This window comes from Nocardioides soli (assembly GCF_014191495.1).
Taxonomy (GTDB): domain Bacteria; phylum Actinomycetota; class Actinomycetes; order Propionibacteriales; family Nocardioidaceae; genus Nocardioides; species Nocardioides soli.
The window spans coordinates 1,699,285-1,719,324 of sequence record NZ_JACHWR010000002.1; the positions used below are offsets into that span (position 1 = coordinate 1,699,285).

21 protein-coding genes are annotated in these 20,040 nt (G+C 72.9%); 12 read left to right on the plus strand and 9 right to left on the minus strand.

Translation table 11 applies throughout. The annotated features are described in order from the left end of the window. Window positions 1-96: 96 nt before the first annotated feature. The gene (locus tag FHU40_RS18310) at window positions 97-309 is read right to left on the minus strand and encodes a hypothetical protein (protein ID WP_183593648.1); all 213 of its coding nucleotides are present in this window, start codon (window positions 307-309) and stop codon (window positions 97-99) included. A 77-nt stretch (window positions 310-386) separates the two neighbouring features. Beyond that, complete coding sequence (locus tag FHU40_RS18315) at window positions 387-584, minus strand: hypothetical protein (RefSeq protein ID WP_183593649.1); 198 nt, start codon at window positions 582-584, stop codon at window positions 387-389. A gap of 186 nt (window positions 585-770) precedes the next feature. On the opposite strand from FHU40_RS18315, the gene FHU40_RS18320 reads away from it, so the two are divergent. Both FHU40_RS18320 and FHU40_RS18325 read left to right on the plus strand, forming a co-directional pair. Next, window positions 771-2,306, plus strand: coding sequence for an AfsR/SARP family transcriptional regulator (locus FHU40_RS18320; RefSeq protein ID WP_183593650.1), 1,536 nt, complete (start codon window positions 771-773; stop codon window positions 2,304-2,306). 10 nt (window positions 2,307-2,316) lie between these two features. Next, on the plus strand, window positions 2,317-3,825 hold the full coding sequence (locus FHU40_RS18325) for an Ig-like domain-containing protein (protein WP_183593651.1): 1,509 nt from the start codon (window positions 2,317-2,319) through the stop codon (window positions 3,823-3,825). A 21-nt stretch (window positions 3,826-3,846) separates the two neighbouring features. Here FHU40_RS18325 and FHU40_RS18330 read toward each other — a convergent pair whose 3' ends face one another. Next, window positions 3,847-6,255: an ATP-binding protein gene (locus FHU40_RS18330; RefSeq protein ID WP_183593652.1), complete on the minus strand. Its 2,409-nt coding sequence runs from the start codon at window positions 6,253-6,255 to the stop codon at window positions 3,847-3,849. Between the two features lie 85 nt (window positions 6,256-6,340). Here FHU40_RS18330 and FHU40_RS18335 point away from each other — a divergent pair, with 85 nt between their 5' ends. The 3 genes from FHU40_RS18335 (at window position 6,341) to FHU40_RS18345 (ending at window position 9,030) form a co-directional block, all read left to right on the plus strand. Further along, window positions 6,341-7,198, plus strand: a complete 858-nt coding sequence (locus FHU40_RS18335) for an alpha/beta fold hydrolase (protein ID WP_183593653.1) — start codon at window positions 6,341-6,343, stop codon at window positions 7,196-7,198. A 22-nt stretch (window positions 7,199-7,220) separates the two neighbouring features. Next, entirely contained in the window at window positions 7,221-7,955 is a 735-nt protein-coding gene (gene recO, locus FHU40_RS18340; RefSeq protein WP_183593654.1) for a DNA repair protein RecO, read from the plus strand. Between the two features lie 193 nt (window positions 7,956-8,148). Next, window positions 8,149-9,030, plus strand: a complete 882-nt coding sequence (locus FHU40_RS18345; protein ID WP_246390651.1) for an isoprenyl transferase — start codon at window positions 8,149-8,151, stop codon at window positions 9,028-9,030. 4 nt (window positions 9,031-9,034) lie between these two features. Here FHU40_RS18345 and FHU40_RS18350 read toward each other — a convergent pair whose 3' ends face one another. From FHU40_RS18350 to FHU40_RS18365, 4 genes are read right to left on the minus strand one after another with little or no spacing between them, the layout of a single operon-like run. After that, on the minus strand, window positions 9,035-9,433 hold the full coding sequence (locus FHU40_RS18350) for a Fur family transcriptional regulator (RefSeq protein WP_183593655.1): 399 nt from the start codon (window positions 9,431-9,433) through the stop codon (window positions 9,035-9,037). After that, the gene (locus tag FHU40_RS18355; protein WP_252274596.1) at window positions 9,420-10,427 is read right to left on the minus strand and encodes a metal ABC transporter permease; all 1,008 of its coding nucleotides are present in this window, start codon (window positions 10,425-10,427) and stop codon (window positions 9,420-9,422) included. The genes FHU40_RS18350 and FHU40_RS18355 overlap by 14 nt, the downstream gene beginning before the upstream one ends. After that, window positions 10,424-11,236, minus strand: coding sequence for a metal ABC transporter ATP-binding protein (locus FHU40_RS18360; protein WP_221199893.1), 813 nt, complete (start codon window positions 11,234-11,236; stop codon window positions 10,424-10,426). Before FHU40_RS18360 ends, FHU40_RS18355 begins: the two co-directional genes overlap by 4 nt. Then, on the minus strand, window positions 11,233-12,171 hold the full coding sequence (locus FHU40_RS18365) for a metal ABC transporter substrate-binding protein (RefSeq protein ID WP_183593656.1): 939 nt from the start codon (window positions 12,169-12,171) through the stop codon (window positions 11,233-11,235). The genes FHU40_RS18360 and FHU40_RS18365 overlap by 4 nt, the downstream gene beginning before the upstream one ends. 64 nt (window positions 12,172-12,235) lie before the next feature. Between FHU40_RS18365 and FHU40_RS18370 the strand changes: the two genes are divergently transcribed. From FHU40_RS18370 to FHU40_RS18390, 5 genes are all read left to right on the plus strand, one after another. Next, complete coding sequence (locus FHU40_RS18370; protein ID WP_183593657.1) at window positions 12,236-12,556, plus strand: antibiotic biosynthesis monooxygenase family protein; 321 nt, start codon at window positions 12,236-12,238, stop codon at window positions 12,554-12,556. A 52-nt stretch (window positions 12,557-12,608) separates the two neighbouring features. Then, window positions 12,609-14,009 (plus strand): glycine--tRNA ligase, encoded by a 1,401-nt coding sequence (locus FHU40_RS18375; protein ID WP_183593658.1) that lies wholly within the window; start codon window positions 12,609-12,611, stop codon window positions 14,007-14,009. 26 nt (window positions 14,010-14,035) lie between these two features. Further along, on the plus strand, window positions 14,036-14,734 hold the full coding sequence (locus FHU40_RS18380; protein WP_183593659.1) for a hypothetical protein: 699 nt from the start codon (window positions 14,036-14,038) through the stop codon (window positions 14,732-14,734). A 109-nt stretch (window positions 14,735-14,843) separates the two neighbouring features. Continuing rightward, entirely contained in the window at window positions 14,844-16,001 is a 1,158-nt protein-coding gene (dusB, locus tag FHU40_RS18385) for a tRNA dihydrouridine synthase DusB (protein ID WP_183593660.1), read from the plus strand. 144 nt (window positions 16,002-16,145) lie between these two features. Further along, window positions 16,146-17,012 (plus strand): VldE C-terminal domain-containing protein, encoded by an 867-nt coding sequence (locus FHU40_RS18390; RefSeq protein ID WP_183593661.1) that lies wholly within the window; start codon window positions 16,146-16,148, stop codon window positions 17,010-17,012. Between the two features lie 9 nt (window positions 17,013-17,021). Here FHU40_RS18390 and FHU40_RS28430 read toward each other — a convergent pair whose 3' ends face one another. Both FHU40_RS28430 and FHU40_RS18400 read right to left on the minus strand, forming a co-directional pair. Next, complete coding sequence (locus tag FHU40_RS28430; protein ID WP_183593662.1) at window positions 17,022-17,423, minus strand: PIN domain-containing protein; 402 nt, start codon at window positions 17,421-17,423, stop codon at window positions 17,022-17,024. Further along, entirely contained in the window at window positions 17,420-17,647 is a 228-nt protein-coding gene (locus tag FHU40_RS18400; protein WP_183593663.1) for a FitA-like ribbon-helix-helix domain-containing protein, read from the minus strand. The genes FHU40_RS28430 and FHU40_RS18400 overlap by 4 nt, the downstream gene beginning before the upstream one ends. A gap of 159 nt (window positions 17,648-17,806) precedes the next feature. Here FHU40_RS18400 and FHU40_RS18405 point away from each other — a divergent pair, with 159 nt between their 5' ends. Continuing rightward, window positions 17,807-19,090 (plus strand): deoxyguanosinetriphosphate triphosphohydrolase, encoded by a 1,284-nt coding sequence (locus FHU40_RS18405; protein ID WP_183593664.1) that lies wholly within the window; start codon window positions 17,807-17,809, stop codon window positions 19,088-19,090. A 10-nt stretch (window positions 19,091-19,100) separates the two neighbouring features. Further along, on the plus strand, window positions 19,101-20,015 hold the full coding sequence (locus FHU40_RS18410) for an NAD(P)-dependent oxidoreductase (RefSeq protein WP_183593665.1): 915 nt from the start codon (window positions 19,101-19,103) through the stop codon (window positions 20,013-20,015). Window positions 20,016-20,040: the final 25 nt, after the last annotated feature.

Here is a 20,040-nt window from a genome sequence, read left to right on the forward strand (position 1 = left end):
GGGGAGGTGCTGAGGACGGCGGGCGCGCCAGAGCAACACACCCGCCGCCTGATCGGAGTCAGGCGCGGTGACGGGGTCGCGATCACGGGGTCGCGATCACGACATCTGGACCGATGCGAGGTACTGCATCGCGAGCGCGTTCGCCTGCGAGTTGATGGTGGCGGCGTTGATCGCGATGGCGAGGTTGACACCGACGACGTTGGTGACGTTGACGCACCCGATCTGGCAGCTCATCGTCTCCCGGCGGGGAAGCGGCACGGCCGCCTGCGCGTCTAGCTCGGCGAGGGCCATCTCTGGACGACGGGACATCCTGGTTCACCCCCTTTCGGCTCTCGGCGGTGTGGTCGGCGTGACCTCCCGGCGAGCGGGAGGCCACGCGTCGGGCATCAGCCCTGGGTCACGGTGATCGACTGGGCGGCCGCACTGTTGGCCATGGAGTACAGCGACGCCGCGTTGAGTGCCAGCGAGGAGTTGGACGCGAAGACGTTCGCCCAGTTGGTGTTGCCGAACGTGAGCGTCTCCCGTGCCGGAAGCAGCTCGGTGCGCTCGGCCTCGAGCTCTGCGATGGTCAGTTCCCTGCGCATTGGTGTTCACCTCCCCCCGATGGCGCGGTGGAATGAGGGGCACATGAGAGCGAGCCCTGCGTGACACCAGCGTGACCGCGGCGTGACGCGCCCAATATCGGGTATGTCCGGTGCCGGTCGATCGCGGGCGAGCCGCGCCCTGCCAGGCTGAAGGATTCCGTCTTGGCGGTCCTCGGGGAGGCAGGGATGCCAGAGCACAGCAGCGCCGGGGCGCCGTGCTCGACCCTGCGCCTGCTGGGCCGGTGGCAGCTGGTCGCCGACGGATCGGACGTCGAGCTCGGCCACCGCGAGCAACGGCTCACCGCGCTGTTGGGCCTGGCCGGGCGCAGCGGTCGGCTGCACGTCGCCGGCCTGCTGTGGCCCGAGAGCACCGACGCGCGAGCACTCGGCAGCCTGCGCCGGGCCGTCCTCCAGACGCGGAGGCGCAGCCCCGGCCTGCTCGAGGTCGACCGCCTCAGCATCGGGCTGGACGCCCACGTCGAGGTCGACGTCGACGGCGTACGGCGCGCCGCTGCCGCGGCCGCCGCCGTGACCGAGGAGGAGATCGCCGCCGGAGAGCTCGGGGCGCTGATGAGCCGGCTGGTGGGGGAGGAGCTGCTCCCCGGGTGGTACGACGACTGGGTCGTGCCGGAGCGCGAGCACCTCGAGCAGCAGCGGGTGAAGGCGTTCGAGCGGATCGCCCGGCGCGCCCTCGAGGAGCGAGACCTGGCGCTCACCATCGAGGCCGCCCGGGCCGCCAGCGACATCGACCCGCTGCAGGAGGCCGCTAGCGAGCTCGCGATCCGCGGCTACCTGGAGCGCGGTGACCTCGGCAGCGCGCTGCGGGAGTTCGGTCGCCACCGCGAGGCGATGAGCGACGAGCTCGGCGCCCCGCCGTCGCGCGCGATCCTCGAGCTGGTCGAGCCGATCCTCGCGCCGCCGGCTCCGGTCGAGACGCCCCCTCAGCCCGCGCACCCGCCGCCCCCGCCGCCCTCGGCACCCCCGCGCGTCCCGAGCCCGCCCGCTCCGAGCGGTCCGGCCCCGCCGGTGCCGGCGCACGCGTTCGCCGGGTCGATCGGCGCCCGCGGTGCCGTCGTGCGGCTGCTGAGCGTGGCGGCGCTGATCCTGGTCGCGGCGGTGGCAGTGGCCGGGGTCGGATCCGACCGCGACGGCGGCGGCGCGGACCCTCGGGCCGGCTCGACGCGCTCACCGATGCGGGTGCTCCGCGTCGACGGGGCGATCCGGGCCGGGCAGATGGTGGTGCGTCCCGTGGAGGCGACGGTCGGGCGGGCCGCCTTCCTGGTGTGGGCCACCCTGCGGCCCACCCGCGTCCGTCTCGAGGTGGACGCCGCCGGGCCGAACGTCGTCCGCAGCCTGCTGGTGCGTGGTCCGCACGGACGCCACCTGGTGCTGGGTGGGCTGGATCCGGGTGTCCACCGATGGTCGGCGACCTCCCCGACCGCATCGACGGTGAGCGGCCGGGTGCGGGTGTTCGACCGGCCCGCCGCGGCCGGTGACGACTCCGTGGTCGAGGCGGCCGCCCCGGCTGCGACCCCGCCGCCTGCTCCCACGACCTCGGCGACCCCGACGTCCCCGCCGGCCTCGAGTCCCAGTCAGCCGGCCTCACCGCCGACCGCGACCGGAGCGCCCGCACCGAGCCAGCAACCCCGTCCCACCCCGGAACCCAGCCCCACTGCGCGCCCGAACGACCCCGGCACCGCGCAACCGACGCCTGTGGGCTGAGGAGGCAGCCATGTTGAAGACCCTGCTCGTCGCGCTCGTGGTGGGCGCGGCGTCCTTCCTCACCGGCCCCTCCGGTGTCGCGGCGGCGACGTCGGACCGCCCGGACACCGCCCACCGGTGGGTCGGCTACGAGATCCCGCGCAACGGCCGGGCCGACGGTGGCTGGATCGGCGGCTACCGGATCGACGACACGCCGATCTTCGTGACCACCCCCGCCAGGGAGCCCAACGTGTCGGGCTACCGGCCGGCACGCGTCGTCGAGAACCTCGATGGGCGGGGCGGGGCGTCGAGCACGGAGACGGAGCGGGCGGCCTGGATCCTGTCGAAGTACGGCGGCTACCGCGACGCCACGCAGGCCGCCGCGGTCGACGCGAGCGTCTACGCCCTCGTGGTCGGGGGTCGCTGGCGCACCACGGGGGAGCGGGGTGCGCACCGGATCCGCGAGACGCCGGCGTCCGCGACGGTGCGGCGGTTCGCGCGGATCATGCTCGCCCAGGCGAGCCGGCACGCGGGGGAGTACGACGCGCGGGCGACGGCGCGGGGCGCGGACGTGGGCGGCACGATCACGGCCACGGTCACGGTGACCGACGGCGGGGGCCGTCCGGCCGCGGGGCTGCCGGTGACCCTGGTCGCCGCCGGTGCCAGCGCGGTCCAGGCGGTCAGCGGGGACGACGGCCGGGCGGTGGCGCGGTTCGCGGCGCCGCAGCCCGGGTGGCGGCGGATCACCGCGACCGTGGGCAAGGTGCCCGAGCACCGGCTCCACCTCAGGCTGCCGGTCCGGCGGGGCCAGGCGGCCGCGGCCGAGGGCGGAGACCGGAGGACGCTGGTCGCGACGACGCGCGCCGCCGTCCGAGGCCCCCAGGCGCTGGCGCTCCGGGCCACCCCGGCCACCGTGCTGGTGGGCTCGCCGACGCAGGTCACCGCCACCGTGAGCGGTGACGGCACGCAGCGCGCCCTGACCGGGACCCTCCACGGGCCCTTCGCCACGACCTCGGAGGCACACTGCGGCGGCTCGGCCGGCGGCACCGTCACCGCGACCGTGGGCGCCGACGGCGACTACACCCTGCCGCCGGTCAGCCCGGGAGCGCCCGGCTACTACGTGTGGCAGGTGGCGGTCGACGGGACGGCCACCGCGCTGGCCGCCACGGCCTGCGGCGCCGCCACCACGGTCAAGGCGGTGGCCCAGGTCTCCGTGACCGCCCTGGACCCGGAGATGCAGCCCGGCAACGCGGAGGTTCGAGTGAGCCTCTCCGGCCTGCCCCGCTACCCCGCCGTCACGACGACCCTGAACGTGTGGGGGCCGTACGCCAGCCAGGAGGCGATGACGGCGGGCGGCTGTTCGGGGGCGATCGCCGCAGCCGTGGACCAGAAGATGAACGGCGACGCCACGGTGACGCTGATCCCCTACGTCGGCGAGGCCGGGTGGTACGCCCTGCAGGCGACGGTCCCGCCGGGTGAGCTCCACCAGGGGGCGCGGTCCGCCTGCCTGGCCCTCGGCACGGTGCTGCACGTGTCGTGAGCCGGGCCTACGCGGTCGGGCCTACGAGGTCGGTCGGGCAGCAAGCGGGAGGCGCACGGTGATGGTGGTGCCCTCGAGGTGGGCGGAGCGTACGTCGATCCGCCCGCCGTGGGCCGCCACGATCGCCGCGACGATCGACAGGCCGAGCCCGGTGCCGGGGATGGCCCGCTCCTGAGCGGTCGTGGACCGGAAGAACCTCTCGAACATCCCGGACTGCTCGGCCGCCGGTATGCCCACCCCGGTGTCGGCGACGGCCAGGCGGGCCTCGCCGTCGTGCGCGTCGATCGTCACCTCGATGCGGCCGCCGTCGTCGGTGAACTTGATGGCGTTGCTGAGCAGGTTGGTCAGCACCCGCTCCAGCTGCCCGTGGTCGCCGAGCACCGGCACCGGCCGCGCCGAGGCGGCGATGACGAGCTCGAGATCGCGGCCGACGAGCTGAGCACGCAGCGCGTCCTCCGCGCCGGTCGAGACCGACGCCAGGTCCAGCGCGTTGCGCTCCCACGAGGTCACCCCCGAGTCGAGACCGCTCAGCGTGAGCAGGTCGTCGCAGAGCAGGATCAGCCGCTGGCCGTTGCGCGCGATGCTCTCCAGCAGCGGCACCTGCGCCGGCGCCGGCTCGACCAGCGAGCCGTCCTCGAGCATCTCGGTGTAGCCCACGATGCTGGTCACGGGCGTGCGCAGCTCGTGGCTGACGGTGGAGACGAAGTCGTTCTTGGCCGCGTCGAGGTCGCGCATCCGCTGCACGGCGAGCCGCTCCTTCTCGAGCGCGGCGATCAGCATCTCCTGGCTGGCCCGCGCCTCGGTCACGTCGCGGCCGACGCAGAGGAAGCCGTAGTGGGCGGTGATGCTGTCGGTCACCGCGCTCAGCGACATCGAGACCGTGTGGTGGCGGCCGTCGGCGTCGACCCAGATCCAGTCCCGCGGGGTGGCCGTGCCGGACGTCTCGGCGCCGGCGACGAGGTGGGCGAACGCCGGCTCGCCCGGCCCGGTGCGCGTGCGCTCGGCGAGCTGGTCGGGGTCGAGCAGGTCGGTGAACGGCGTGCCGACCATGTCCTGTGCGTCGTGCCCCAGCAGGTTCGCGGCACCGGAGTTGAACACCGTGATCCGGCCGTCGGTGTCGATGCCGATCAGGGCGGTGGTGATGGCGGCCTCGAAGATGTGCCGGTTGAACCCGGCGGTACGCCGCTCCCGGGTCAGGTCGGTGCCGCTGATCACGACGTGCGTCGGGCGGTCGCGCTCGTCGCGCACGTAGCCGGCGTTCCACAGCACGCGGCGGCGCCGCCCGAGGTTGGTGATGACGTCGGTCTCGCGGCTCACGTGGCCGTCGGGCTCGTCGGGCAGGCCGGCCGGGTAGCCGGTCGATCCCGGAGGTGCGAACGGCATCTCCCAGATGGGGCGGCCGACGAGGTCGGACTCGACGTACCCGGTCACCGCGGTGGTGCCGCCATTGATGCGCACCACCTCGCCGTACAGGTCCGTCACCAGGATCATCGTGGGGATGGTGTGCAGGGTGGCGTTGGTGAGCTTCTCGCTCCGGGCCAGCTCGCGGATCAGCCGTCGGCGCTGGTGGACGGCGACCGCGAGCGGGACCGTCAGCAGCATCGCGCAGAGCAGGTACCCCTGGACGAGCGTGCCCAGCGTCGAGGCGCTGATCGCGCCGCGCTCGTAGTCGAACCCGAACGGTCCGAACCCGTTGGCGCTGAGGAGCGTGACGACGACGCTGAAGGCGACCAGTTCCCACGTGAGCGCCCGGAGGTCGATCCGCAGCGCGGCCCACACCAGCACCGGCAGCGGGATGAAGGAGGCCGACAGGTCCTGGTTCGGGGAGAAGACGACCAGGGTCAGCGCGATCAGCGTGGCGGCCTGGAGCGCCAGCTCGGTGGGGCGCACGAGCAGTCGGTGCCGCAGCGGCGGGGAGATCAGGGCCGGGACGATGATCAGCGTCGCCGCGGTGTGGCTGGTGAAGAACGTCCACGCCGTCGAGACCGGGCCGGCCGTCCCGGTGAGCGCGACCGTCAGGACGCCCACCACCGTGACGGCGGCCCCGCCGAGCACGGCGGCGATCAGCAGCCGGACCAGCACGTCGCTGGAGTCGAGCACCGGCGCCCGGTCGCTGCCGCGGCGCAGGATGCTCGCGGCCACGAGCGCCTCGGCGGCGTTGCCGACCGAGAACAGCGCGGTGACGCCGACGTCGCGGCCGGCGGTGATGCTGGCCAGGCCGGTCACCACGACGATCGCGACCGCGAGCACGGGCCACCGAGTGCGCGGCTGGACCACCAGCAGCCCGACCGACAGCCCGGCGGCCGGCCACCACGCCGCGACGCTGTCGGCCTGGGGTGCGAAGGCGACGGCGTTGAGCCCGGCGACGTACGCGAGGGCGAGCAGCACCCCGGCCGCCGGCCAGCTCGCTAGACGACCCGAGAACGACATGACGCACAGTCTCTGACACGCGACGGGGTTCGTGCGAAAGAACGGACCTCCTGGGTGAGGTGGGTGGCGGGCTACCGTGGGGCACATGCTGGTGTCGGAGCGGATCGGACAGCTCTTCGTCGAGAGCGATGCCGGGCGCGACCGACTCGAGTTCACCGAGTACGGCGCGGGCGCCGCGTGGGTGGTGCTCGTGCCGGCCGAGCTGATGCCGCGGCGGATGCTCCAGCCGCTCGCCCGGGTGCTCGCCGGGGAGGGCTTCCACGTGGTCACGCTGGATCCGCTCGGCCACGGGCGATCCGACCGGCCGGCCGACCCGCAGGCCTACTCGGTCACGGCGTTCGCGGAGCAGGTGATCGCGCTGCTGGACCACAAGGGCGCGCCGCAGGCGGTCGTCGGCGGCGTGTCCCTGGGCGCCAACGTCGCGCTGGAGACCGCGGCGATCGCCCCCGAGCGGGTGCGCGGGCTGATCCTCGAGGCGCCCGTGCTCGACAACGGCGTCGAGGCCGGCATCCTCACCTTCGGCCCGCTGCTGCTCACCGCCCGCTTCGTGCCGCTGGCGGTGACCGCGCTGCGGCGCGCGACCCGGCCGGTGCCGCGCGGCGTGGTGCCGTTCTGGGCCGGCATCGCGCTCGACGCCTGCGACCAGCGCGCGGACGCCGTGGCCGCGCTGGTGCACGGGCTGTTCTTCGGTCGGGCCGCACCGTCGGCGCGCGACCGCCGGCGGATCACCGTGCCCACGCTGGTCGTCGGGCACCCCGTCGACCCGATGCGGCCGCCCGCCGACGCCGAGATGCTCGCGGCCGAGCTGCCGAACGCGACCCTGCTGCGCGCCCGCACCCCGCTCGAGTGGCGGCTGCGGCCCGCGCGCCTGGACCGGGCGGCGGTCGACCTCGCGGCCCGCTGCTGGCGCGCGCCACGCCGACGCCGTCGTACCGGATCCTGAGCCACCCCGGCAGAATGGAGGGGTGCTCTACCGTGACGAGGCGATCGTGCTGCGCACCCACAAGCTGGGTGAGGCCGACCGCATCATCACGCTGCTGACGCGGGAGCACGGCCGGGTCCGCGCGGTCGCCAAGGGGGTGCGCCGCACGACGTCGCGCTTCGGGTCGCGGCTGGAGCCCTTCACCCACGTCGACCTGCAGCTCGCCGAGGGCCGCAACCTCGACACGATCACCCAGGCCGAGACGCTCACCCCGTACGCGAAGGGCCTCGGCCTCGACTACGACCGCTACACCGCCGGGACCGTGATGCTCGAGACCGCCGACCGGCTGGTGCCCGAGGAGCGCCAGCCCGCGCTCCAGCAGTTCCTGCTGCTGGTCGGCGGGCTGCGCGTGATGGTGGCGGGCGAGCACGGGCCCGGTCAGGTGCTCGACTCCTACCTGCTGCGCTCGCTCGCGGTCGCGGGCTACGCGCCGTCCTTCGGACACTGCGCCCGCTGCGGGGAGCTGCCGGGTACGGCCACGCACCGCTGGTTCAACCCCTCGATGGGCGGGATGCTCTGCGCGACCTGCCGGGTCCCGGGCTCGGCCAGCCCCGCACCCGCGACCGTCGAGCTGCTCGCCGCGCTGCTGAGCGGCGATTGGCCGGTCGTCGACGGCGCCGACCCGCGCTCCCTGCGCGAGGCGAGCGGCCTGGTGGCGGCGTACCTCGCCTGGCACCTCGAGCGCGGGCTGAAGTCGCTGGAGTACGTCGAGCGCTGAGCTGGGGGGTGGCGCCGGGGGCCGGGGGTTCATCAAGGGATGAGGGTCAACCCGCGCCTACCCGGATGAGCTCGCCAAGGGATGCGGGGCTTCGTCCTCATTCCTTGATGAAACCGGTGCGTCTGATGCGTCCCCCGGGGCCCCGGCGGCGCCAAGCCGTCGTTTCCCCGGTCGCCCGGGGAAACGACGCGACATGCCGACGCACACCGGCGCGTCGCGCTCGCTTCCCCTGACCGACGTGGCGGACCGGCCGGTGGTGCCCGGCGCCGCGACGTCCGCCACTAGGCTCGGCCGGGTGAGACGCGCCGTACGCCAGCCGACGCCACACCCGTCGGGTGCCCGGCCGCCGGCGATCCCCAGGTCGCTGGTGCCCGGGCATGTCGCGATCGTGATGGACGGCAACGGCCGCTGGGCCAAGGAGCGCGGGCTGCCGCGCACCAAGGGCCACGAGCAGGGGGAGCACTCGCTCTTCGACGTCGTCGAGGGTGCCGTCGAGATCGGGGTCAAGGCGATCTCGGCCTACGCGTTCTCCACCGAGAACTGGTCCCGCTCGCCCGACGAGGTGAAGTTCCTGATGGGCTTCAACCGCGACGTGATCCGCCGGCGGCGCGACGAGATGCACGAGCTCGGCGTGCGGGTCCGCTGGGCCGGTCGGGCGCCCCGGCTGTGGAAGTCCGTCATCGAGGAGCTGCGGGTCGCCGAGGAGCTGACCCGCGACAACGACGTCCTCACGCTCACCATGTGCGTCAACTACGGCGGCCGTGCGGAGCTCGCCGACACCGCGCGCAGCATCGCCCGGGAGGTCGCGGCCGGCCGGCTCGACCCGGAGAAGGTCACCGAGAAGACCTTCGCCCGGCACCTTTACGTGCCCGAGGTCGCCGACGCCGACCTGATCTGGCGTACGTCGGGGGAGCAGCGGCTGTCGAACTTCATGCTCTGGCAGGCGGCGTACGCCGAGCTCGTGTTCACCGACGTGCTGTGGCCCGACGTCGACCGCCGGCACCTCTGGCACGCCATCGAGCTCTACGCCCGGCGGGATCGTCGCTACGGCGGGGCGCTCCCGAACTCCGGCTGACCGCTCAGCTGCACCGCGGGCAGGTGCCGAAGATCTCGAGCGCGTGGCTGACGTCGGCGTACCCGTGCTCGGCGGCGATGCTGCGGGTCCAGCGCTCGACCGCCGGGCCCTCGACCTCGACGGTCGCGCCGCACGAGCGGCACACCAGGTGATGGTGGTGGCTCTCCGAGCAGCGCCGGTAGACGGCCTCGCCGTCCTCGGTGCGCAGCACGTCGACCTCGCCGGCCTCGGCCAGCCGCTGGAGCGTGCGGTAGACGGTCGCCAGGCCGACCTGCTCGCCGCGCTCGCCGAGCAGCTCGTGGATCTCCTGGGCGGAGCGGAAGTCGGCGAACGACTCCATCGCGTCGACCACGGCCCGGCGCTGCCGGGTGGGCCGCATGCCGGTGGGCTCAGTGCTCGTCATAGTGCCTCCCGTGGGCGGCGTGCCGGTGGCCGTCGTGGACGTAGTCGACATGGTCGCCGTGCGGCACCGCCACGTGGCCGCAGTCCTCGCCGTGCTCGTGCGGATGCTCGTCGGCGGTGTGGTGGGCGGTCGCCCCGACCACGGGGAAGGGCTGCCGCAGCCGGCGCCGCGACCGCAGCCACACGCCCACCGGCCACGACACCACGAAGCAGGCGAGCGCGAGCAGCACGATCGTGGGCCCCGGGGCCACCCGCGCGTGGAACGAGGCGTACGCCGAGAGCAGCAGCCCGCCCAGCGACGCGACCGTGCCGAGCACCATCGCCGCGGCCAGCGTGGTGCGGAAGGACCGGCTCAGCTGCTGGGCGGTCGCGACCGGCACCACCATCAGCGCGGAGACCAGCAGCAGCCCGACGGTGCGCATCGCGACCGTGACGCTGACCGCCGCGAGCACCGCGACCAGCAGGTTGTAGAAGCGGATGTTCAGGCCCGCGACCTTGGCGAACTCCTGGTCCTGCGCCACCGCGAAGAGCTGCGGCGCCAGCCCGAGCCCGACCAGCACCACGACGGCGGCCAGGACCATCGTGACGATCACGTCGGTGATCGAGATCGTGGTGATCGATCCGAAGAGGTACGTCTGGAGGGTCGCGCCGCTCTCGTTGGCGAGCCCGGTGATGAGCACGCCGCCCGCGAGGCCGCCGTAGAACAGCAGCGCCAGCGCGACGTCGCCGTTCGCATGGCCGCGCTCACGGATCACCTCGATGGTGATCGCGCCGGCGATCGCGACCAACACCGCCGTCCACGTGGGGGAGGTGCCGGTCAGCAGCCCGATGGCGACACCGGTGACGGCGACGTGGCCGATGCCGTCGCCCATCAGGGCGAGCCGCCGCTGCACGAGGTAGGTGCCGATCGCGGGCGCGGCCAGGCCGGTGAAGATCGCGGCCAGCATCGCCCGCTGCATGAACGGGAGGCCGAGCAGGTCGATGAAGTCGCTCACGGCGTGCCTCCCTCGATCAGCGAGGACACGTGCGGCGCATGGTCGTGGGAGTCCGGCACCGCGTGGTGGTGTCCGTGCTCGTGGAGGTGCAGGTGGGCCGTGGCGACCTGCTCGCTGGCCAGCGGCGGGCCGTCGTAGGCGATCAGCCCGTCGCGCATCACGACCGCGCGGTCGATGAGCGAGGCCATCGGACCGAGCTCGTGGGCCACCAGCACGATCGTGGCGCCGCGGCCGGACAGGGTCTCGAGGGTGTCGGCCAGCACCTGCTGGTTGGGCAGGTCGACGCCGGCGGTCGGCTCGTCGAGGAAGAACAGCTCGGGCTCACCCGCGAGCGCACGCGCGATCAGCACCCGCTGCTGCTGGCCGCCGGAGAGCGACGAGACGCCGTCGCGGGCCCGATGGGCCAGGCCGACCACCTCGAGCGCGTCGTCGATCGCGGCCCGGTCGGCGCGTCGCAGCGGGCGCAGCGGGCGCCGCCGGGTCAGGCGGCCCGAGGCGACGACCTCCCAGACCGAGGCGGGTACGCCGGAGGTGGCGCCGCCACGTTGCGGCACGAAGCCGATCCGCTGCCAGTCGTGGAACCGGTCGAACGGGGTGCCGAACAGCCGGAGGGACCCGGTCGCCAGCGGCCAGAGCCCGGTGAGGGCCCGCACCAGCGTCGACTTGCCGGAGCCGTTGGCGCCCATCAGGGCGAGGAACTCGCCCTGCCGCACGGTGAGGTCGATGTGCCGGAGGACCGGTCGGCCGGCGATGGCGACCGCGCCGTCGTCCAGCTCGACGACGGGAGGTTCGGTGTCGGGCTCGCTCAACAGCCGTTCGCCTCCTCCAGGGCCGCCAGGTTGGCACGCATGAGGGAAAGGTAGTCCTCGTCGACGGTGTCGTCGGTCAGGCCCTCAAGCGGGTCCAGCACCGCGGTCCGCACGCCGGTGTCCTTCGCCAGCTGCTCGGCGATGTCGGGACCGACCAGCGACTCGTAGAAGACGGTGGTGATGCCGTCGTCGCGGATCAGCTCCTCGAGGTGGGCGAGATCCGCGGGGGTCGGCTCGGCGTCGGGGGAGAGTCCCGCGATCGGCTCGAACTCGAGGCCGTACCTGCCCAGGTAGCCGAACGCGTCGTGCGAGACCACGACGGTGTCGCGCTCGCACCGGGCGAGGCCGTCTGCGTACTCCTGGTCGAGCGACTCCAGGTCGTGGCGCAGGTCGCCGGCGTTCGCCCGGTAGGCGTCGGCGTGGTCGGGGTCGACCTCGGCGAGCTGCTCGGCGACCGCGTCGCCCAGGTCGGCCATCAGCAGCGGGTCGTGCCAGAAGTGCGGGTCGACGTCGCCGTGGTCGTGGTCGTGGCCCTCGTGGTCCTCGCCCTCGTGCTCGTCGGCGTGCTCGCCGGCGGGGTGCAGCTCCACGACGTCCGCCACGTCGAGCGTCGTCCCCGAGGCGTTGGTCCTGATCGCGTCGTCGACCGCGGGCTGCATGCCGCTCTCGAAGACCACGAGGTCAGCCCGGGCGACGTCGGCGGTCTCCTTGGGGTTGAGCTCGAGGTCGTGCGGCTCGCCGCCGGGTGCGGTGAGGTTCTCGACCGAGGCGTGGTCGCCCGCGATCCGCTCCGCGACGTACGCGAGGGGGTAGAACGCCGCCGCGACCTGGACCCCGTCGGCGGAGGAGGCGGAGTCGTCGGTGAACGCGGCACACCCGCTGACGACCGGGAGCAGGAGGGCGACACCGGTGGCCGCGGCGGCGAGTCTGTTCATGAGAACCATTCTCAGATCAAATGAGAATGGTTGTCAACTCGGACGGCGTTCTAGGCTTCGCCTCATGCTGGTGGTGAGTCGATTCCGGGTGCCGACGGAGCAGGCGGAGGCGTTCCGCGTCGAGATCGAGACCGCGCGGGAGGCGCTGGCGGCCTGCCGGGGGTACGTCGGCGGCGAGGTCGGCCGCAACGTCGACGACGCCGAGCTGTGGGTGCTCAGCACCCGCTGGGCCGACGTCGGCAGCTACCGCCGCGCGCTCTCGTCGTACGACGTGAAGCTGCGCGCCGTCGTCGTGCTGAGCCGGGCGCTCGACGAGCCGTCGGCCTACGAGCTGGTCGAGCCGGGAGCCGCCCTCAACATCGACGCGCCCCGGTCGATAGGCTGACCGTTCCCACACCCAGACCGGCAGCCAGCCGGCCGACCAGCAGGAGCACCTCGTGGCCAAGCCGCCGCCGTCCACCGTCGACCATGTCGTCTCCCTCGCCAAGCGTCGGGGCTTCGTCTACCCGTGCGGCGAGATCTACGGCGGCACCCGCTCGGCCTGGGACTACGGTCCGCTCGGCGTGGAGCTCAAGGAGAACATCAAGCGCCAGTGGTGGAAGTCGATGGTCACCATGCGCGACGACATGGTGGGCCTCGACTCGAGCATCATCCTGCCGCGGCAGGTCTGGGAGGCCAGCGGCCACGTCGACACCTTCACCGACCCGCTGACCGAGTGCCAGTCGTGTCACAAGCGCTTCCGGGCCGACCACCTCCAGGAGGAGGTCGCGGAGAAGAAGGGGATCGACAACCCCGACGACGTCGACTTCGCCACCATCGCCTGCCCCAACTGCGGCACCCGCGGCGCCTGGACCGAGCCGCGCCAGTTCTCGGGCCTGCTCAAGACCTACCTCGGCGTCATCGAGAACGAGGAGGGCCTCCACTACCTGCGCCCCGAGACCGCGCAGGGCATCTTCATCAACTTCGCCAACGTCGTGACCTCGAGCCGGCAGAAGCCGCCCTTCGGCATCGCCCAGATCGGCAAGAGCTTCCGCAACGAGATCACGCCGGGCAACTTCATCTTCCGCACCCGCGAGTTCGAGCAGATGGAGATGGAGTACTTCGTCAAGCCGGGCGAGGACGAGGCCTGGCACCAGTACTGGATCGACGAGCGCACCAAGTGGTACGTCGACCTGGGCATCGACCGCGACAACCTGCGCCACTTCGAGCACCCGCAGGAGAAGCTCAGCCACTACAGCAAGCGCACGGTCGACATCGAGTACCGCTTCCGGTTCACCGGCTCGGAGTGGGGCGAGCTCGAGGGCATCGCCAACCGCACCGACTTCGACCTCTCGACGCACGCGAAGCACTCCGGCCAGGACCTGACCTACTTCGACCAGGCCAACAACGAGCGCTACACGCCGTACGTCATCGAGCCGGCCGCGGGCCTCTCGCGCAGCCTGATGACCTTCCTCGTCGACGCCTACACCGAGGACGAGGCCCCGAACACCAAGGGCGGCGTCGACAAGCGCACCGTGCTCCGGCTCGACCCGCGCCTGGCGCCGGTCAAGGTCGCCGTGCTGCCGCTGAGCCGCAACGCCGACCTGTCGCCGAAGGCGAAGGACCTCGCGATGCAGCTGCGCAGCGCCGGCTGGAACGTCGACTTCGACGACTCTGGTGCGATCGGCCGTCGCTACCGCCGCCAGGACGAGATCGGTACGCCGTACTGCGTCACGGTCGACTTCGAGACCCTCGACGACCACGCCGTGACGATCCGCGAGCGCGACTCCATGCAGCAGGAGCGGATCGGGCTCGACGGCGTCCTGTCGTACTTCGCCGAGCGTTTCGTCGGCTGCTAGCGCCCCGGCGAATGCACAATGGCGGCATGAGCACCCGTCTGCTCGGCTCCACGGCGCTGGCCGTCGTGGTCGCGGCGAGCGCGCTGGCGGGCTGCTCCGGCGACGACGGCGGCAGCGGGGCGGGCGGGTCCGAGTCGCCGACGACCTCCCCGAGCGCGTCGCCGTACCTCCCGGTGCCCAACGGCGTCACGCTCACGCCACCGGGCACCCACCTCAAGGTCGGCGACGAGGGCGTGGTCGCCTGGGAGCCGCGCCAGGACGAGGTCGGCGTGCTGGACCTCACGGTCACCAGGCTGGAGCGCACGACGACCCGCAAGACCCTCTCCGCCTGGCAGCTGACCAAGGCGCAGCGGCAGTCGACGCCGTACTTCGTGCACGTCACGGTCGAGAACGTCGGCGACACCGACCTCGGGGGGCGCCGGGTGCCGCTCTACGTCGTCAACGAGGAGAACCTGCTGCTCGAGTCGACGCCGTTCGCGAGCTCGTTCGACCCGTGCCCGAGCACGCCGCTGCCGAAGAAGTTCGGCCCCGGCGCCCGCGAGGACGTCTGCCTCGTCTACCTGGCGCCCCACCACGGCGAGCTCGAGGCCGTGAGCTTCCGGCCCGAGGAGTCCTTCGACCCGATCATCTGGACCGGCGAGGTGGAGAAGTACGTGCCGCCCAAGCCGCAGCGGAAGCCGGACCAGCCGAAGGGCAAGAAGGACGGCAAGGGCCCGAACGGCTGAGGGCGCCGGGACCGGTCGGCCAACAGCAGGCGGTAGCTGCTCCCGGCACTCGTGGTGCCGGACGGAAGCCGATTTTGGACCGTCCGTGTCGCGGCCGGACAATGAACACATGTCCACCGCCACGCCGCCGACCGCGCCGACCCGGAGTCTGACTCTGGGGTCGCTGACGGTCGACGTCCCCGTGGTGCTGGCGCCGATGGCGGGCATCACCAACGCGGCGTACCGACGGCTCTGCGCCGAGCAGGGCGCCGGGCTCTACGTCTGCGAGATGATCACCAGCCGCGGCCTGGTCGAGGGCGACCAGCACACCAAGGACATGCTGGTCTTCGACGAGCTCGAGACCACCCGGTCGGTCCAGCTCTACGGCACCGACCCCCTCTACGTCGGCAAGGCGGCCGAGATCCTGTGCGCCGAGTACGGCGTCGCGCACATCGACCTCAACTTCGGCTGCCCGGTCCCGAAGGTGACGCGCAAGGGCGGCGGCGGTGCGCTGCCGTGGAAGCGCGGGCTGCTCGGTGAGATCCTCGAGCGAGCCGTCTCCGCGGCCGCGCCGTACGACGTGCCGGTCACGATGAAGACCCGCAAGGGCATCGACGACGCGCACCTGACCTACCTCGACGCCGGCCGGATCGCGCAGGAGAGCGGCGTCGCCGCGATCGCGCTGCACGGCCGGACCGTGGCGCAGGCCTACTCCGGCGAGGCCGACTGGGAGGCCATCGCGGCGCTGGTCGACCACGTCGACATCCCCGTGCTCGGCAACGGCGACATCTGGGAGGCCGCCGACGCGCTGCGCATGGTCGAGCAGACCGGCGCCGCGGGTGTCGTCGTGGGCCGAGGCTGCCTGGGCCGGCCGTGGCTCTTCCGCGACCTGGCCGCGGCGTTCTCCGGAGAGGAGGTGGCGACCCTCCCGACGCTCGGCGAGGTCACCTCGATGATGCGCCGGCACGCCGAGCTGCTGTGCCGCCACCTGGGGGAGGAGCGGGGCTGCAAGGAGTTCCGCAAGCACGTCAGCTGGTACCTCAAGGGCTTCGCCGCGGGCGGCCAGATGCGGCGTTCGCTGGGCCTGGTGTGCACGCTCGCGGACCTCGACCGGCTGCTCGCCGACCTCGACCCCGACGAGCCCTTCCCGGCCAGCGCGCTGGGCGCCCCGCGGGGTCGCCAGGGCTCGCCGCGGGAGCGCGTCGTGCTGCCCGAGGGCTGGCTCGACGACGCCGACGGCGCGGGCTGCCACGTGCAGGAGGACGCCGACGAGGCCACCGGCGGGTGACCGAATACCCGATCTGTGTCGTTTGAAAATTGCACGACCGTGGAATCGGTGTGGTTGACTCAACCGTCGTTGCCGTTTCGTGACCTTCCCCCGAGAGCGGTCCGGTGACACCGACCTGACAGCAACCCGCAAAGGATCAGCGCTGTGGCAGACCACCGCCACAAGCGGGAGACCAGCGCCCGCCGTAAGCCCAGAGCCGCCCTCGTGGCCGCACCGATCGCCCTCCTGGCGACCGGATCAGCGGTGACGCTGGGCGTGTTGTCCAGTGAGCCGGTCCGCGACATCCCGGTCGCGCAGGACGCCGCCAGCATCTCCGGCGCCGCCACCCGTGAGCCGGGTGCGTCCCGCGACGAGTCGCGCCTCGACACGCCTCGGGAGCGCAAGGCGTTCCAGAAGGCCGTCGATCGCAGCGCCCGGGTGGTCGCCACCCGCTCGGCGGTCCGGAAGGCCGACACCCGGCTGTGGACGACCACCGACCTCAACCTCTGGACCGGATCGGGTGACTTCGCCGCCAAGGACGGCGAGACGAAGGCCGGCAAGCGGGTGCTGGTCACCGGCCGCCGCGCCTCCGGCCGCGTGGAGATCGTCGTCGAGGGGGAGTCCCGGTGGGTCACCCAGGGCTACCTCTCGCAGGAGAAGCCGACGGCGGCCCTGTCGGTCGAGGGGAACTGCACCAACGGCACCTCCGTCTCGCCCGGGGTGAGCCCGAACATCGTGGCCGTGCACGAGGCGGTGTGCGCGAACTTCCCGGAGATCAGCACCTACGGCACGTTCCGGGGCGACGGTGAGCACTCCCAGGGCCTCGCCGTCGACATCATGGTGAGCGGTGACCGCGGCTGGCAGGTCGCGAACTTCGTGCGCGAGAACTTCGGCGCGCTCGGCGTCAACTACGTCATCTACTCCCAGCGGATCTGGTCGGTGGAGCGGTCCGGCGAGGGCTGGCGGGCCATGTCGAACCGCGGCTCGGCCACTGCCAACCACTACGACCACGTGCACGTCACGACGTACTGACAACCGTCGTCAGGGGCTCGTGACCACGTCGATCTCGGCCCGCAGCCCCGGCGCCGTGGCAATGCGCGCGTCGGTGGTGACCAGCCTTGCGTCGAGGACCTCGGCAAGCGCGAGGTACACCGCGTCGTACGGGGTGAGGTTGTCCCGCAACTCCCAAGCTCGGGGCAGAAGCGGGGTCGGATCATGAAGGGTGATGTCCGCCGCGGTCAGGTCCGCGAGTGCGAGCGATGCCCGCTCAGGCTGCGCGTGCCCACCGAGCACGAGGCCCCGCAGGGCTGCCGCGACCTCGACGCCGATCAGTGACGGCGCGTGCACGGTGACATCGGGGTCGCTGAACCGAGCAGCGACAGCCGCTCCGAGGTCACGCACGAGGAGCCACTCGATCGCAGCAGACGCGTCGAGGACGATCACGGGGCGTTGCGTCCCGAGTCGATCAACTCCGGCGAGGAAGGGCCGGAGCGGACAGGCTCACGGGAGGCCACCAGCTCGAGAAGCTCACGACGAGTCGGCCGGTCCAAGGACCGCCGCAACTCGGCAAGTGCCAGGTCGGACAGCGAGACGCCCTCGAGGGCCGCACGTGCCTTGAGGCGTCGGTGGACGTCGTCGGGCACGTTGCGGATCTGGATCATCGTCATGCACCGAGGCTAGATTGCATGTGAGAGAGCGGCAACCATGTGCCGCGCATGGGATTCGCGCGGCTCGGGTGGGGCCGCGGGTCCTCGAACCACACGGACGTGTCGACGAGGATCACCATGTGTCGGGCGCGCTCGCCGCGGCACTAGGCTCGCGCTGCCATGGAGAACCCCGACCTGTACGACGACGCCGCCCGCGAGCGGATCGTCGAGGAGCCCCGCAAGCGCGTCGACGCGCCGATTCGCACGCCGTTCGAGCGCGACCGGGCCCGCCTGGTGCACGCGGCCGCGTCCCGGCGGCTGGCCGCGAAGACCCAGGTGGTCGGCCCGCAGAGCGACGACTTCGTGCGCAACCGGCTGACGCACAGCCTCGAGGTGGCCCAGGTCGCCCGCGACCTCTCCCGGGCACTGGGCAGCCAGCCGGACATCGCCGAGACCGCGGCGCTGGCCCACGACCTCGGCCACCCGCCGTTCGGCCACAACGGCGAGCGCGTGCTGGCCGAGATGGGGGAGCCGTGCGGCGGCTTCGAGGGCAACGCGCAGACCCTGCGGCTGCTCACCCGGCTCGAGGCCAAGACCGTCGACGCCGCCGGGGCGTCGGTGGGGCTGAACCTGACCCGCGCGACGCTCGACGCCTGCACCAAGTACCCCTGGCCGCGGTCCGCCGCCGAGGAGCCGCGCGGCGTGCACGCCGACGGGTCGCCGCGCACGGTGCGCAAGTTCGGCGTCTACGAGGACGACCGTCCGGTCTTCGACTGGATGCGCCGCGGCGCCGACGGCACCCGCCAGTGCCTGGAGGCGCAGGTCATGGACCTCGCCGACGACGTCGCCTACTCCGTGCACGACGTCGAGGACGGCATCGTCGCCGGCCGCATCGACCTGGCCGCGATCGACCCGGCGGCGGTGTGGGAGACGGTGCGCGACTGGTACCTGCCCGACGCCACCGACGACGTCCTCGACGCCACGCTGGCCGAGCTGCGCGCCGTGGGTGGCTGGCCGAGCACGTCGTACGACGGGAGCCGGCGCTCGCTCGCGGCCCTGAAGAACCTCACCAGCGACGTGATCGGCCGGTTCTGCGGCGCCGTGCAGCACGCCACGTTCGCGGCCAGCGACGGGCCGTTCGTGCGCTACCGCGCCGACCTCGTGGTGCCGGAGGCGACCCGGCTGGAGATCGCGGTGCTCAAGGGCATCGCCGCCCACTACGTCATGCGCGCCGACGACCGGGTCGCGCTGATGGAGCGGCAGCGCACCCTGCTCGGCGAGCTCGTCGAGGCGCTGGTCGAGCGCGGGCCCGACGCCCTGGAGCGGCCGTTCGCCGACGACTGGCTCGCCGCCGCCGACGACCTCGACCGGCTGCGCGTCGTGGTCGACCAGGTCGCCTCGCTCACCGACGCCAGCGCGGTCGCCCGGCACGCCGCCCTCTGCTCCTCCTCGTGGGAGTCCTAGTCTCGGCAGCGTGACCGACCGACTCGTCTGGCTGCCGTTCGACCCCGCCGACCTGGGCGACCCGCCGTCCGGGCTGCGCTACGAGCGGGTTGACCCGACCGAGCACGTGCCCGACGGCGTCGCCGACGTGCGCTTCTACGTGCCGCCGTACCAGGTCGGACCGCGGGTCGCCGAGGTGCTGTCGCGGATGACCAGCCTGGAGGTCGTCCAGACGATGACCGCCGGCGTCGACAACATCCGCCCGCACCTGCCCGAGGGCGTCACGCTGTGCAACGGTCGCGGCATCCACGACGCCTCGACGGCCGAGCTGGCGCTCACCCTGATCCTGGCCAGCCTGCGCGGCGTCCCGGGCTTCGTGCGCGACCAGGACCGGCACCGCTGGCACTCCGGATGGCACCCCGCTCTGGCCGACAAGCGGGTGCTGATCGTCGGGTACGGCGCCGTCGGCGAGGCGATCGAGCGCCGGCTGCTGCCCTTCGAGGTCGAGGTGGTGCGGGTCGCCCGCCGTGCTCGCGACGGCGTGCACGCCATCGACGACCTGCCCGGGCTGCTGCCCGAGGTGGACGTCGTGGTGCTCGTCGTACCCCTCACCGACGCGACCCGGGGCCTGGTCGACGCCGGGTTCCTGGCCGCGATGAAGGACGGCGCGCTGCTGGTCAACGTCGCCCGGGGCGCGGTCGTCGACACGCCCGCGCTGATCGAGGCGCTCGACACCGGCCGCCTCCTCGCGGCCATCGACGTCGCCGAGATCGAGCCGCTGCCCGAGGACCACGCGCTCTGGGACGCGCCCAACCTGCTGATCTCCCCGCACGTCGGCGGCGCGAGCAGCGCGATGTGGCCGCGCGCGCAGCGCCTCGTGCTCGAGCAGCTCCGCCGCTACGCCGCCGGCGAGGAGCTCCTCAACGTGATGTCCGGCGAGTACTAGCACGCACCCCGCCCGTAGGATCACG